Source organism: Shewanella sp. 2_MG-2023, assembly GCF_030548905.1.
In the GTDB taxonomy this organism is placed as follows: Bacteria; Pseudomonadota; Gammaproteobacteria; order Enterobacterales; family Shewanellaceae; genus Shewanella; species Shewanella electrodiphila.
Genome location: NZ_JAUOSO010000002.1, coordinates 366856 through 380518, shown reverse-complemented (window position 1 = coordinate 380518; position 13663 = coordinate 366856). Strand labels below are relative to the sequence as shown.

Here is a 13663-nt window from a genome sequence, read left to right as displayed (position 1 = left end):
GCAGGGTGTGTAAGCGTTGTGAGGCGTTGAGCTAACCTGTACTAATGACTCGTGAGGCTTAACCATACAACCCAGATAAGTTTTACGCTGAGTTGATGGTAACTAGATTTATTACTTACTGTGAAAGGTAAGACTTAGTGAAGAATATAAAGCACTTAATAAAGTATCGTCATAAAATGCTCCTGCATTTATGACATCAAGTACATCCATGTACTTGAAACTCAAAGAAACAGCTTTCCGAATTTAGTTAATCGCTTTTGCGGTTAACAACCCAATTTGCTTGGTGACAATAGCATTGTGGTACCACCTGATCCCATCCCGAACTCAGTAGTGAAACGCAATCGCGCCGATGATAGTGTGGGGTCTCCCCATGTGAAAGTAGGTCATCGCCAAGCGCCTAATACTGAAAAAGCCCTAACACAATGTGTTAGGGCTTTTCTTTGCCTAAAAAAAAGTTCAACCGCGGGTTTAGACACATCAACAGTTGATACTGTGAGCGATATGCCCATATGCCCTTACAAGGGTAGTAAAAAATAGGTCATCGCCAAGTGCCCCATAACTTTAAAATTAGTGCCTCTTAATTGAGAGCAGATAGCCCGTTACTCACGTAGCGGGCTTTTTTGTGTCTGGAATTTGAGTGAATGAGTTAGTTAGTCGCTATAGCTAACAGACAGTGTGGTCTATATGCCCATGTACCCTTACAAAGATAGTCAAATAGGTCATCGCCAAGCACCCCATATCTTTAAAATTAGTGCCTCTTAATTGAGAGCTGTTAGCCCGTTACTCAGGTAACGGGCTTTTTTGTGTTTGGAATTTGAGTCAATGAGTTAGTAGCTAAAGCTAACTGATAGTGTGGTCGATATGCCCATGTGCCCTTACAAGGGTAGTAAAAATAGGTCATTGCCAAACGCTTAATTGAGAGCTGACAGCCAATTAATGATGTAACGGTTTTTTGTCTTCAATTTTGAGTGATTCAGAGCGTGTGTTGACAAAATAATGCTTCAATTAAAATCGATTCACTACCTTGATTTGAATAAGGTTTCGTTTAATCTGTGAATTTTAAGATCTGCAAAATTAAATAGTTAATTGAATTTGATGTTTTTATTTCAATAAATAAGTGTATTGAGTCGCTTTATTCATTTACTAAAACAACAAGAAAAGATTCAAGTTTTATACTGAACGCAGATTTATAGCAAGCCCGTGATGTTACCCTTTGGTTAAGCTTGGTCGGTTGTTGTTAGGTGTTGTTTTGAAAATGTAGCATGTTATTTAATTGTAAATTGATCTAGTCGGCATATACAGTATTTGATTATTCAATTTATCTATTTTGGTTATATAATCTTACATCTGGTTACTGCCTATGCGGTAGGGATAAGCTTTTACAATGCAAAATATGATGAATTTGATATCACAACGTTGGCAATACAACATCGATTTAACTGCTGAAGCGTTAAATACGAATATCTATATCTACTCATTGAATGAAGCTGGTGAGCTTGGATTATCATTAAGTTCTAAAAATCAACAATCGACTCCAGATCCTAATCTTCAAGCGCTTATATTCGATCATGTTAACCAAGCTTATACTTCCCATAAGCAGCTGCTAGTTGTCCAGTTTGTTTATGGGCAGCACGCATATTACTTCCGATTAAAAGTCATTACAGGCTCTCACCATCGTCCTATCGGTTATTTAGTTACTGAGCTTAACTCTGAAACACCAAAAGCTTCTGATGATGCATTTCTATCCTTGTGTGTCGAAAACATATCCCTTGTTTACGCTGAAGAAACAAGTCGAGTTCTCCATGCTCCTGAGTCAATCAACTTACAAAACTTTATCAATTCTTTTCAAGAGCATATTTGGGTTAAGAACTTACAAGGGCAATATGTTATATGTAATGAAAGTGTAGGCCTAGGGTGGAATAAATCACGTTCAGAGATCATTGGCAAAAACGATGAACAATTATTTGATTCTGCAACGGCCAAAAGTTTTAAACAAGGTGACAGCCAAGCTATATCAGCGAAGGAACCCATTGTTGTAGCAGAATGCGAACGTATCGATCAGCATAATAACCGTCATTGGTTAGAAACGATTAAAGCACCGTTAATGGATGGTTGTGATGACTTAGTCGGCGTTATTGGCATTACACGTAATATTGGTCGGCATAAAGAAGCGCAGACACAATTGATGCTAGCTGAAAGCGTATTTGAAAATACTGTTGAAGGTGTACTGGTTACTGATAGAGACGGTAATATCACTGAAGTTAATGCCGCTTTCAGTAAAATAACCGGCTTTAGTCGAGAAGAGGCCATTGGTCAAAATCCACGAATTTTGAACTCAGGCAAACATGATGATTTATTCTTTTCACAAATGTGGAATACCTTATTAGTTAAAGGTAAATGGCATGGCGAGATTTTCAATAAACGCAAGTCAGGAGAAGTGTTCCCTCAGTCAGTGACTATTAACGCTGTATATAGTCAGAAAGATCAAATTAACTTTTTTGTTGCGGTTTTTACTGATATATCTGCGCAAAAACGAAATGAAGAAATGTTGGTCAATTTATCTTATTACGACAGCTTAACTCAACTCCCCAATAGAGTATTATTTCGTTCTAACTTGCAACAACAAGTAGAAAGGGCCTTTAAGCAACAGACGCAACTGGCGGTCGTATTTTTCGATATTGATTTCTTTAAGCATATAAACGACAGCCTTGGTCATGATGTGGGTGATCAATTATTGGTTGAAGTAGGTAAAAGGTTATCTGAGCTTAGCTGTGAACAATGCATTGTTGGTCGATTAAGCAGTGATGAGTTTGTTCTCTTGCTGACAGATATTACCCAAAATGAAATGGTAACGAACCATATCAATAAGATTAAGACCTTGATAGAGCAGCCCTTCAAGTTTGATGATAATCCTTCTATACGAGTAACACTAAGTATGGGGGTTTCGGTCTTTCCTCATGACTCTTTAAACAGTGAACATTTACTGCAAAACACTGATACAGCCTTGCATATGGCTAAGCAAAGTGGCCGTAATAACATCACTTTTTATGACTCAACAATGACGATGAACTCTGCTGAGCATTTCAAAATCCAAAGTGCATTACATGAAGCAATTCAAGACAACCAATTTCATTTGGTCTATCAGCCGAAAATATCATTAGTCACAGGAAAATTAGTGGGGTTAGAGTCTCTTATTCGTTGGCAGCACCCTGAGTATGGTTTAATTTCACCTGCTGAGTTTATTCCAATTGCTGAGAAAACTGGGCTAATTCATGAAATTGGATTACAAGTATTAACTATGGCTTGTAAACAAGGCGTTAATTGGCTTAACGCTGGCTATCGTTTTGGCCATTTAGCGGTGAATGTCGCGAGTTTACAGTTTCAGCGCACAAGTTTTATCGATAATGTTGAACGAATATTATCTGAAACCGGCTTTCCGGCTGATTTACTAGAATTAGAGATGACCGAAAGCTGCATGATGTATGAACCTGATAGAGTCATATCAGATTTAAAACGCTTAGGTAACCTTGGGATTCAATTATCTGTAGATGATTTTGGTACGGGATACTCATCATTAAATTATCTTAAGAAGTTACCGATCAATGTACTTAAAATTGATCAGTCCTTTGTGTCAGATATTCCATTTGACAGTAATAATACTGCCATTGCTAAAGCAATAATTGTACTTGGACATGCGCTAAAGTTAACTGTCATAGCTGAAGGGGTAGAAACAAAAGAACAGGCGGCCTTTTTACTGGAAAATGGCTGTGACCAAGCTCAAGGGTATTATTTTAGCAAACCACAGTCTGCGAAAGCTCTCACTTCGCAATTACCTTTATTATAACGTTGTACTTAACCCTATCTTTTTAAAAGCGGTAATTTATATATTACCGCTTTTTCATGGGTAAAATTTTATTGAACTAACCTACAACAATCCAGCATTAAGCGTAGGTGTCGATTCCTACGCTTTCTTGTTGATCAGATTGAGAACTAATTTGGGCAAGTGTTTCCAAAAATACACTGCCAATATCTTTGGCAGATAAATCCTCAGTCAATGGTTTTAGTTCATCTAATGCATTTTTTAATTCAACTTGTTGCTCTTTCGTCAGAGAACTTAGCATGTCTGAAACTTGCGTTTGTTCATCTTCTGATAATGTTGCTACAGCAGGTTCAAGACCTGGTGGAGTTGAGCCAGGTGGTGGTGGAGGCGGGCCTTTCGGTTTGTCTGCTGCGCTTATATCGAACTGATTCGTAGAGCTTGAGATATTGAGTGAACTCGTATTAATTTGCATGTTAGCCTCTATTATCTTTTTTGACGTTGAGGTGGCTTATGATCCTCTGGGACTGCCACAAGTTGGTCATCCATCATTTGGCATGTCGCTGAAATTTCATCTCCTTTAGGAGTGGTGATGTTTACCACGTCATTTTCTGTTTTATCTTCACAGAGGGTATAAGCTTCTTGAGGCGGTTTTCTCTTTTGCCTTTGTTGTTCTTGAGCCAATAAAGCGCTAGAAAAACCAATGCTGGTAATGAGAACTGAGCTGATAACAAGTAATTTTTTCATGTAAGTTCCTATTTATTGATGAATCTAGGTATTTCTTATTGATGAATCTAGTTTTTGGGTGAGTTTTACCATACCAAGTAAATATGCAGGAAATGTGCAGAAACGAAGGAGATTGTAATTAGCTTGTTTAACGAACTAGTGAGAACAAGAACAGATAGATATACTCAGTTAACATGTAAATTGCGATCCAATATTATCACCATGAGAATAATGGCTTGTTCATAAATTTTATTTTTATATCTAAACCTTGGTAAAACCTGAATGAAAATTTCTCAGAAGTTATTTTTAGCCTTTGTCGGCCTGACGAGTGTGGTGCTTATTGCAACCTTATCTCTTGCTCGATGGGGTTTTGATCAAGGTTTTATAAGCTATACAAACTCCTTACAACAAGAAAGGTTAGAAGAGCTCGCTGTTTCATATTCTGAGCTTTATCAACAATCAGCTTATGATTGGAACAATGTTTCGAAAAAAAAGTTTGCGCAAATTATTCGTCAGTTTACGCCATTACATGGACCGTTTGAGGGGGCTGAACGAAAAGGTCCCCCGCCAAGACCTAAACATAAGCCTCCTCGGTTTGATGGACCTCCACCGCATTTGACTGGTGAAGCTAGAGGTGATCTGCCGCCTCATTTAAGAGACTCAAATCAAACAGTGCCGCCTAAACGACGCAGGCCTGTTACTGCATTGTATTCAATTTCAGGACAGTTATTGGCCGGCGATAAGTTTGATATTCTCGGTTCAACCATTTCTGTTGACGTCACATATAATGACCAAATCATAGCCACGCTATATACAAAGGCGGTTGTCAAAGTAAACAGTATTTCGGCAGAAGCATTTTCTAAGCAACAGCTCTGGACAAGTATTTGGATAGGTTTGTTGTGCTTGATTCTGGCCAGTTTAATTTCTTGGGTGCTAGCACGTTTGCTACTTATTCCCGTTCGTGAAGTCGTTAACGGGATTTCTCATTTATCGAAAGGAAATTATAATGAGCGCTTCAAAGCAGCTAGAGAGGATGAATTAGGGTTGTTAATGAATGATATTGATCATTTAGCCATGACCTTAGATAAAAACCGTACGGCAAAAAATAGATGGTTTGCTGATATCTCCCATGAACTTCGCACCCCACTGAGTATTCTATGTGGTGAAATTGATGCGATAAAAGCCGGCATAAGACCTTTTAATCAGCAACAACTGACTTCACTTGAGCAAGAGGTGATGCGGATTAAGCATTTAGTGGATGATTTATATCAATTATCACTATCCGATGTTGGCGGGCTTAAATATCATTTTGAACCCACCGATATTACACTATGTATTGCAGAAACCTTGAACTCATTAGCTGATAAAGTGTCAGATAAAGGGTTATCGCTTAACTTTATTCATACAAAAACTATCACAATCAATGGCGATAAAATGCGCCTCCAACAACTTTTATACAATGTTATATTAAATTCAGTGGCTTACACCGATAGCCCTGGCTGTATAAATATTGATTTGATTGAAGAGTTAGGTTCACTATCAATATTAATCAATGACACTAAGCCCGGTGTGCCACTCGACGAGTGTGAATTGTTATTTGATGCATTACATCGACAAGACAGTTCAAGAGTCAGACGAAGTAATGGTGCAGGGTTAGGGTTAACCATTTGCCGTAATATTGTAGAAGCCCATAATGGCCACATCACTGCAAGGCCTTCGAACCTAGGCGGTCTTTGTATTGAAATTTCCTTACCCACTTTATAAGAGTCATATTAATGATGAATGTAAGTCATCCAAAGATGAAAGTGTTGATTGTTGAAGATGAACCTAAAATTGCACAGATATTAGTTGATTTCCTGACACTGGAAGGCTTTGATACCCAGGTTTTACACGATGGACTCAACGCAGTTGAAACAATCAAGCAAGGTAACATTGATTTCGTCATACTGGATCTCATGCTGCCATATAAAAATGGACTGACGATTTGTAAAGAAGTGCGACAATTTTCAAGTATTCCACTGCTGATGCTGACTGCAAGAGTTGAAGAAATCGATCGTCTTATTGGTTTAGAAGTAGGGGCAGACGATTACGTATGTAAACCGTTTTCTGCAAGAGAGGTGGTCGCTAGAGTTAAAACCATTTTGCGACGAGTCGATGCAGCGCCTCAAACAAACGAAGATGAAATTGCTTATAAGCATCTGCTAATTAATATTCAACGCTTTAAGTGCAGCGTGTCTAGTATTGAGGTTGATTTAACCCCTGTTGAGTTTAGATTATTGCATACAATGCTTAAACGCCCCGGTGTTGTTCACTCAAGAGATAGCCTGATGCAAGTCTGCTACATTGACGATCGCGTTGTCAGCTCACGCACTATAGACAGCCATATTAAAAATTTACGCTCTAAATTAACGCTAAATAATACCCAAGTAAATTTACTTCAATCTATTTACGGAGTGGGTTATAAATTTGAATAACTTTACTTTATAGGCTTTATTAGGCAGTTATTAAGCCTAACAATATTCAATATTTAGGCTTTTTTTGTAAACTCAGTTTGTTTTCTCGCACCTAGGCTAGCTTTTGTTTAGAATAGCCATGAATTATTACTCCCCTTAGCCATCGCTATTTGGGAAAAGTTAACTGAGGCGGACTGTTTTTCTGCCTAGGAGCCTTAATGCAACTGTTTGTAAAAGATTTAACCGTTATCGATTTTTCTTACTTATGTCCAATTCGTGGCATGGTAGGTGAAAGCTGGATTGTAGATGTACTACTTGATGGCGGCTTAGATGAGCAAAACATGGTTCTTGATTTTTCCAAGGTCAAAAAAACCATCAAAAATACCATTGATGATGTTGCCGATCACCGTTTACTCATTCCTACCGCTTGCGGCGAAGTTCGCTGGCAGCAAAAAGGCGATCGTGTTTGGATGGACTTTTCAAGCAAACTTGGTGATATCCATTTAGCTTGCCCATCCGAAGCATTTGCACTTATCCCAACTGAAGTAATTGACTTTGAAAGTGTTAATTCATTTTTGATTAAAGCATTACGTGAAGCTTTACCTGATAATGTTGAAGGGATTAGCTTAACATTACGTAATGAAGTATTAGACACGCCTTACTATCACTACACTCATGGTTTACGTAAACATGATGGCAATTGTCAACGGATTGCACATGGACATAGAAGCCCGATCACCGTATTTGAAAATGGCATTGCTGCGCCTAAATGGGACCAGTACTGGGCTGATAGATGGCAAGATATTTATTTAGGTAGCGAAGAAGATGTAGTTGATGTCGCGACGCTTGAGTTATCTAAACAAGCGGATGTTAATGACAATAGTCATTATGGATTTCATTACCAAGCCCCACAAGGGGATTTTCAATTAGCGATGCCAAGAGACTGTTGTGACATTATTCCTCATGACACTACGGTAGAACTATTAGCGCAGTTCATTGCTGAAACAATGGCGAACAAAACCCCAAGTTCTGAATTCAAAGTTATTGCATTCGAAGGCATAGGTAAAGGTGCGATAGCGGTAAAATGAATGTGTGAGCAATGAGTGTCATATAGAGACTCATTGCCTTTTCTTTTAAGCTGTTAATCTTCTGAGCAGTAACTCCTTTTTTTTCCTTCTAATTATCCATCATTTGTCTATTAGCATTCTCAACTGTCATTTTTCTTTTGGCATTTATCTTTAGTTATTTATTTTTCGTTATTTACCTGTACTCATTTATCTGTGTTGATACAAATTTGAATAAATTACCACAACCCCTTAGTATTAAAAGATAATTTGAGTGTCTCTAAATTCATGGTTCTTAAGGTACATAATGGCTGCTAAATTTTTAATCCGTGTCGGGGTAACATCGTTGATGGGACTGATATCGTTCGCTTTTACTGCACAAGCTGAAATCAATTTACAAGGTAAATTCGAGCAAGGTGCGTTGGTAAGGGGTCATGTTCCAGCAGGAAGCACGGTCAAACTTAATGGTGAAGATGTTGCTATTACGGCAAAAGGCGAATTTGCCATTGGTTTCGAGCGTGAAGCTAAAGCAGAGCAAATGCTTGAAGTCGTTTACCCAAGCGGGTTAACCGAGCTAAAACCGCTTAATATAGCGACCAAAGAATATAAAATTGATCGGGTTACTGGGATCAGTAAAAAGATAATGAAACCCAATCCCGCTGCACAAGAAAGAGCCGCAAAAGATGCTAAACAAACTCGTGCAGCAAGAAATACCTTTAGTGAGCAAACTGCATTTATGCAAGACTTCATTTGGCCAGTGACCGGTCGGATATCTGGCGTCTACGGCAGCCAGCGTGTGTACAACGGCAAACCTGGTAACCCGCATTATGGCGTCGATGTTGCCCGCCCAACGGGTACAGTAGTGGTTTCACCAGCCGATGGTGTTATCACACTAGCTGAACCTGATATGTTTTATTCTGGCGGCACTGTGATTATTGACCATGGTTATGGGATAAATTCAACTTTTCTTCACTTAAGTAAAATCTATGCAAAAGTTGGTGATGTGGTTAAGCAAGGACAAGAACTCGCTGAAATTGGTGCGACAGGGCGCGTAACTGGACCACATTTAGACTGGCGCTTGAATTGGTATCAAATGCGCTTAGATCCTGTAACCGTCGTTCCACCGATGAAAGAAGTACTTACAGCAGAGAAAGCAGCTCAATAAATTTGATTCGAGATACTGACAAGTAATGTATAAAGACGTTGCTTGGTGTCTGGTTACTACTTATTAAAAAGAATGGGTTCAATTTATTATTGAACCCATTTTTATGTCTAATAGATTATTTCCATGAGCATTGCCATAAGCATTGCCATGAGATGATTAATCTTGCTCACTGGCAATAATGGCTTCAATCGTATGAGTATGGACTTTGACGCAAATCCCATTTGATTTAAAAGCAATAGTTGGATTGGCAAGGCGCTCATTGTCACCTTTGGGAGAGCTTAATTTAACCTTGATATCGGTATTACCAGCGAGGATTTCTGCAAGGTTTGGTGCTTTTTCTAAGAGTTGTTGTTGTAAGTCTTCACAATTTTCCGCATTCGACGGAAATACCAGTTCAACATGTTCCCAGCCTTCTTGTGGATACACTTTATCAGAAGGATATGGCAGCTCGACGCAATAAATTTCTAAGCCATTGAGCATCAGGGGTTTAGTCAAGTTGATGATTAAAATAGGGCGGCCATTAATCATATTATTGGAAATGACTTGACCATATTTTTCAAATTCTTGGCTGAGTTTATTCGCAGCATCATTGCTATTCACACGAAGTGCGCAATGATCGCACTCTAGATTTAAACTATCTAAACCTAAGCGTTGAATAAAGGCGCTGATACGCTGACCAAAATCAGGCCAGCTTTGGGTTAACTGGTCATAGTGCATAATATCCTCTGACACCTAAGGCGTGTTTAAAAATGACTGGCGTTATAGATTTAGAGTTAACTAACATAGGTTAGATCTAAAACAGATTAGAGTTGCAATGGATAATAAATAATACCGAATACAAATGCGATGGGTTAAGGCCAAATCTCAATTGGCGTGCCTTCTTCGATGACTCGCCAAAGTTCATCCATTTCTTTATTTGTTACCGCAATACATCCGTTAGTCCAATTATATTGCTGCGCTTGTTCTGGTGTGAGTGATGAATTCGGGTTTTGACCATGGATCATAATCATTCCACCAGGGCTAACCCCTAAGGCATTGGCACGTAAACGGTCTTCTTCATTCGGGTATGAGATATGAATTGATTTATAAAATGCACTATCAGACTTTTTGTAATCAAGAATATAACGCCCTTGCGGGGTGCGTTGATCGCCTTCTTTCAATTTATGACCTTGTGGCGCATCTCCCATGGCAATTTGGTAGGTTTTAATTTTTTGGCCTTCATGATAAATCGACATGCTGGATTCAGATTTATTCACCACGACTAAATCGACTTTTGAGTTGGCTAATTGGCTGATAGAGGCCTGAGCAAGGGTTGAGCTAAAAATGGCTAGTAAAATAAAGCATTTAACCAAGTACATGAAGTCTCCAAAAAGCTTTTTTATGAATTTGTGGTGTGAGTTTGTATTGTTAATAGTGTTAACATGAGTATCGTTGAATAGGCAATTTATCAGAACAACATATAATTACGATAACAATTTGAAATTGTTTACAGATAATACCGTACTTTTAACATGTATGCGGGATTAAATTTTCAGTCATCTTTGAGTGAACTATGACGTTAGAAGAAAAACAAGATACGCCATTTAAAAAACAAATTAGAACGGTGATATTTGGTACTGAAACCCGTATGGGTCGGTGGTTTGATATTGGCTTAATAATTTGTATATTGCTTAGCGTTTTACTGATTATATTAGACACCATTGACAGCTATCATCAGCAATATGGTCAAGTTATCTATTATGCCGAGTGGGCGTTCACTTGGTTATTTACTATTGAATACTTATTGAGATTGTATGGTTCGGTAAGCCGTTTAGCGTATATGCGAAGTTTTTACGGCATTGTTGATTTACTGTCCATACTTCCGAGCTTTTTAGCGTTAATTTTTCCTGGTGCAAACGTGTCTCTCGCATTCAGAATTTTGCGCTTGTTTAGAGTCTTTAGGGTGCTGAAGTTACTGCGCTATTTAAGCGAAGGTAATTTGTTATTAAAGGCCATGATCCAAGCAAGAAGAAAGGTGTTCATATTTTTCTTCTCTGTAAGCCTGATCATTATGGCGTTAAGTGTCGTAATGTATGTGGTTGAAGGCCCTGCAAATGGTTTTACTTCTATCCCTAAATCAATGTATTGGACTATTGTTACTATCACTACGGTTGGCTACGGTGATATCACGCCTCAAACAAATTTAGGCCAAGCGATTGCGTCGTTAACCATGCTAATTGGTTATTCTATTATTGCGATTCCAACAGGCATTTTAACCGCTGAAATATCTCATGAGATGGTTGTTGAACGTGATTTACGTAAATGTATGAACTGTGGAACCCGCGGTCATAACTTACAAGCATTATATTGTCACCATTGTGGTAGCGAGTTAGAGCAACAAGATTCTGAAGGGAACTCATGACCGAAGCTAAGTTTGTCCAAGGCTCCATTTTACGTCACATATTAGTGATGAGCTCTACAGCGGCTGTAGGTATTTCTGCGTTATTTGTGGTTGATTTACTTGATATCTTTTTCTTAAGTTTATTAGGTGAGCAAGAGCTGGCAGCAGCAGTTGGTTATGCAGGTGCTATTTCATTCTTTACAACCTCTATTGGTATTGGTTTATCGATTGCCCTTGGTGCGCTTGTATCTAGAGCTATAGGCGCTAAAAATATGGTGCTGGCAAAGCGCATGTTACTCAACAGTGCGGTTGTATCTTTGCTTACCAGTGTGGTGGTTGCGGTAACAGTATTTATTTTTATCCCAGAACTTTTGGCGCTAATTGGTGCTAATGGCGAAACAGCAATTCTGGCAGAAAGTTACCTCAGAATATTAGTCCCTTCATTACCATTTATTTGTCTCGCTATGGCATTAGGCGGTGCACTAAGAGCCATTGGTGATGCCAAGTTATCTATGATGTCAACACTGGCAGGTGGCGGAGTCAATTTAGTACTTGATCCGATATTTATCTTCGCTTTAGGTATGGGTATAGAAGGTGCAGCAATTGCATCTGTGTTTGCTCGTATTGCGGTATTTATCATTTCTGCTCGTGGGATTGTGGTTAAGCACAATATGCTGGGGCAGTTTAATCGCCAGCACTTTGTTGAAGACATTCGAACTATTTTCGCGATTGCATTGCCCGCTATGCTAACGAATGTTGCTACGCCAATCGGTAATGCTGTTGTGACAAAAGCCATTGCAGATTTTGGTGATAGTTATGTAGCGGGTTGGGCGGTATTAGGTCGCTTAATCCCTGTGTGTTTCGGGATGATTTTTGCTTTAAGCGGTGCAGTTGGCCCCATTATTGGTCAAAACTATGGTGCACTCGAATTTGAGCGTGTTAAAGAAAGCCTGACTAAAGCGATTCAGTTTTGTGTTGTGTTTGTACTTGGCGTATCGATTTTATTATTTTCATTGAAACATCAAATTGTCTCAGCATTTGATATGCAAGGTGAAGCGGCGGAGTTGATTTTATTCTTCTGCAAATATATCGCAATTTTCTTTATTTTTAACGGCATTTTATTTGTTGCCAATGCATCATTTAATAATTTAGGTAAAGCTAAGTACTCCACTTTCTTTAATGTGGGTAAAGCCACTATTGGTACCATACCTTTTGTGTATTTTGGTGCTCAAATAGGCGGAGTGTATGGCGTGCTCATCGGCCAAGCTCTAGGATCGATTTTATTTGGTTTAGGTGGTGTTTGGGTTGGTTATCGATTGATAGATAAAATTACCGCAACAGAACATTTTAAAGCGGATGAAAAGCCCGTATCTGAGGATGATGAGATTGAACTGGAAATGAGCCCGACATCTTCACCGCAATCATCTTCATACATTCAGTTAGCTCAGCTCAATGAAGAACCTTTATGTGAAGAGATAGTTCGTGATGGCGATTTAGACAATCCGCTGTCTTCAAAGGATAAATGATTGAAGCCTTAGAGTTTACGACTAAGACGAAAAAGCCCTCGTAGTGCTAGCAGCATTATGAGGGCTTTTTTTAAAGCTAATTCGATGACTAAACGGGTATTTTTATTTAGTTCTAGAATTTAGTTTTAGTATTACTTTGCCTCTGAAGTTGGACTTGCTTCTGCTGAAGTGTCAGTGGCTTCACCAGCTTCTGCAGCCAGTTTTTGTTGCTCTTCAAGTTCCATTTGCGCACGTACGGCTTTGGAGATGTAGCCCACTTTAGGATTCTTTTGCGGGTTATCTTTTACAATTTTGTTTTGCTTAGCTTTAGTCCGCTTTGCGGTTTTTTTGATCATCAGCTGTTTTCTGTTCATGGGTCTATCTAACTCGCTTAATTATGCCGTAGGCACTTTAGAACTGTATAAAACATGTAGCCAGTGATTGCCTACATGCTCTTAAAATTGGATTTGGTTAAGTTTAGCTCAAACTGACGGGAGGTTATAGTTAAACCCTTTATTTATCTTGTTGGATGGTCACTTTTAATGGTTTACAT

At 38.8% G+C, this 13663-nt stretch carries 12 protein-coding genes and 1 rRNA gene; 8 read left to right on the top strand and 5 right to left on the bottom strand.

Translation table 11 applies throughout. The annotated features are described in order from the left end of the window. The first annotated feature begins 279 nt into the window (after nt 1–279). Both rrf and Q4600_RS03965 read left to right on the top strand, forming a co-directional pair. Nucleotides 280–395 (top strand): 5S ribosomal RNA (gene rrf / locus Q4600_RS03970). 989 nt (nt 396–1384) lie between these two features. Next, nucleotides 1385–3844, top strand: coding sequence for an EAL domain-containing protein (locus Q4600_RS03965; RefSeq protein ID WP_303513981.1), 2460 nt, complete (start codon nt 1385–1387; stop codon nt 3842–3844). Between the two features lie 97 nt (nt 3845–3941). On the opposite strand, the gene Q4600_RS03960 is transcribed toward Q4600_RS03965, so the two are convergent. Further along, nucleotides 3942–4292 carry a hypothetical protein gene (locus Q4600_RS03960; RefSeq protein WP_303513982.1) on the bottom strand — a complete coding sequence of 117 codons (351 nt, stop codon included), beginning with the start codon at nt 4290–4292 and terminating at the stop codon, nt 3942–3944. A gap of 11 nt (nt 4293–4303) precedes the next feature. Beyond that, nucleotides 4304–4564, bottom strand: coding sequence for a hypothetical protein (locus Q4600_RS03955; protein ID WP_102529451.1), 261 nt, complete (start codon nt 4562–4564; stop codon nt 4304–4306). Between the two features lie 261 nt (nt 4565–4825). Here Q4600_RS03955 and Q4600_RS03950 point away from each other — a divergent pair, with 261 nt between their 5' ends. The 4 genes from Q4600_RS03950 (at nt 4826) to Q4600_RS03935 (ending at nt 9225) form a co-directional block, all read left to right on the top strand. Then, entirely contained in the window at nt 4826–6307 is a 1482-nt protein-coding gene (locus tag Q4600_RS03950; RefSeq protein ID WP_303513983.1) for an ATP-binding protein, read from the top strand. A 14-nt stretch (nt 6308–6321) separates the two neighbouring features. Continuing rightward, nucleotides 6322–7017, top strand: a complete 696-nt coding sequence (locus Q4600_RS03945) for a response regulator (RefSeq protein ID WP_102529464.1) — start codon at nt 6322–6324, stop codon at nt 7015–7017. A gap of 197 nt (nt 7018–7214) precedes the next feature. After that, a complete protein-coding gene (locus Q4600_RS03940) occupies nt 7215–8084 on the top strand; it encodes a 6-carboxytetrahydropterin synthase (RefSeq protein ID WP_303513985.1) in 870 nt (289 codons plus the stop codon). A gap of 325 nt (nt 8085–8409) precedes the next feature. Beyond that, nucleotides 8410–9225, top strand: a complete 816-nt coding sequence (locus tag Q4600_RS03935; RefSeq protein WP_303514475.1) for a M23 family metallopeptidase — start codon at nt 8410–8412, stop codon at nt 9223–9225. A gap of 156 nt (nt 9226–9381) precedes the next feature. Here the strand turns inward: Q4600_RS03935 and Q4600_RS03930 are convergent, their stop codons facing one another. Both Q4600_RS03930 and Q4600_RS03925 read right to left on the bottom strand, forming a co-directional pair. Continuing rightward, nucleotides 9382–9942 carry a VOC family protein gene (locus tag Q4600_RS03930; protein WP_303513988.1) on the bottom strand — a complete coding sequence of 187 codons (561 nt, stop codon included), beginning with the start codon at nt 9940–9942 and terminating at the stop codon, nt 9382–9384. A gap of 134 nt (nt 9943–10076) precedes the next feature. Then, on the bottom strand, nt 10077–10583 hold the full coding sequence (locus Q4600_RS03925) for a murein L,D-transpeptidase family protein (protein WP_102529456.1): 507 nt from the start codon (nt 10581–10583) through the stop codon (nt 10077–10079). A gap of 194 nt (nt 10584–10777) precedes the next feature. Here Q4600_RS03925 and Q4600_RS03920 point away from each other — a divergent pair, with 194 nt between their 5' ends. Continuing rightward, nucleotides 10778–11626: an ion transporter gene (locus Q4600_RS03920; RefSeq protein WP_229369097.1), complete on the top strand. Its 849-nt coding sequence runs from the start codon at nt 10778–10780 to the stop codon at nt 11624–11626. Then, nucleotides 11623–13131, top strand: a complete 1509-nt coding sequence (locus tag Q4600_RS03915) for an MATE family efflux transporter (RefSeq protein ID WP_102529458.1) — start codon at nt 11623–11625, stop codon at nt 13129–13131. The genes Q4600_RS03920 and Q4600_RS03915 overlap by 4 nt, the downstream gene beginning before the upstream one ends. 131 nt (nt 13132–13262) lie before the next feature. Here the strand turns inward: Q4600_RS03915 and Q4600_RS03910 are convergent, their stop codons facing one another. After that, entirely contained in the window at nt 13263–13484 is a 222-nt protein-coding gene (locus tag Q4600_RS03910; protein ID WP_303513993.1) for a DUF2986 domain-containing protein, read from the bottom strand. Between the last annotated feature and the right edge of the window lie 179 nt (nt 13485–13663).

Coding starts and splice junctions, on each gene's coding strand:
- Q4600_RS03955 (WP_102529451.1), bottom strand. CDS start 4,564: ATGAAAAAATTACTTGTTATCAGCTCAGTTCTCATTACCAGCATTGGT.
- Q4600_RS03950 (WP_303513983.1), top strand. CDS start 4,826: ATGAAAATTTCTCAGAAGTTATTTTTAGCCTTTGTCGGCCTGACGAGT.
- Q4600_RS03935 (WP_303514475.1), top strand. CDS start 8,410: ATGGGACTGATATCGTTCGCTTTTACTGCACAAGCTGAAATCAATTTA.
- Q4600_RS03960 (WP_303513982.1), bottom strand. CDS start 4,292: ATGCAAATTAATACGAGTTCACTCAATATCTCAAGCTCTACGAATCAG.
- Q4600_RS03945 (WP_102529464.1), top strand. CDS start 6,322: ATGAATGTAAGTCATCCAAAGATGAAAGTGTTGATTGTTGAAGATGAA.
- Q4600_RS03910 (WP_303513993.1), bottom strand. CDS start 13,484: ATGAACAGAAAACAGCTGATGATCAAAAAAACCGCAAAGCGGACTAAA.
- Q4600_RS03965 (WP_303513981.1), top strand. CDS start 1,385: ATGCAAAATATGATGAATTTGATATCACAACGTTGGCAATACAACATC.
- Q4600_RS03930 (WP_303513988.1), bottom strand. CDS start 9,942: ATGCACTATGACCAGTTAACCCAAAGCTGGCCTGATTTTGGTCAGCGT.
- Q4600_RS03920 (WP_229369097.1), top strand. CDS start 10,778: ATGACGTTAGAAGAAAAACAAGATACGCCATTTAAAAAACAAATTAGA.
- Q4600_RS03915 (WP_102529458.1), top strand. CDS start 11,623: ATGACCGAAGCTAAGTTTGTCCAAGGCTCCATTTTACGTCACATATTA.
- Q4600_RS03940 (WP_303513985.1), top strand. CDS start 7,215: ATGCAACTGTTTGTAAAAGATTTAACCGTTATCGATTTTTCTTACTTA.
- Q4600_RS03925 (WP_102529456.1), bottom strand. CDS start 10,583: ATGTACTTGGTTAAATGCTTTATTTTACTAGCCATTTTTAGCTCAACC.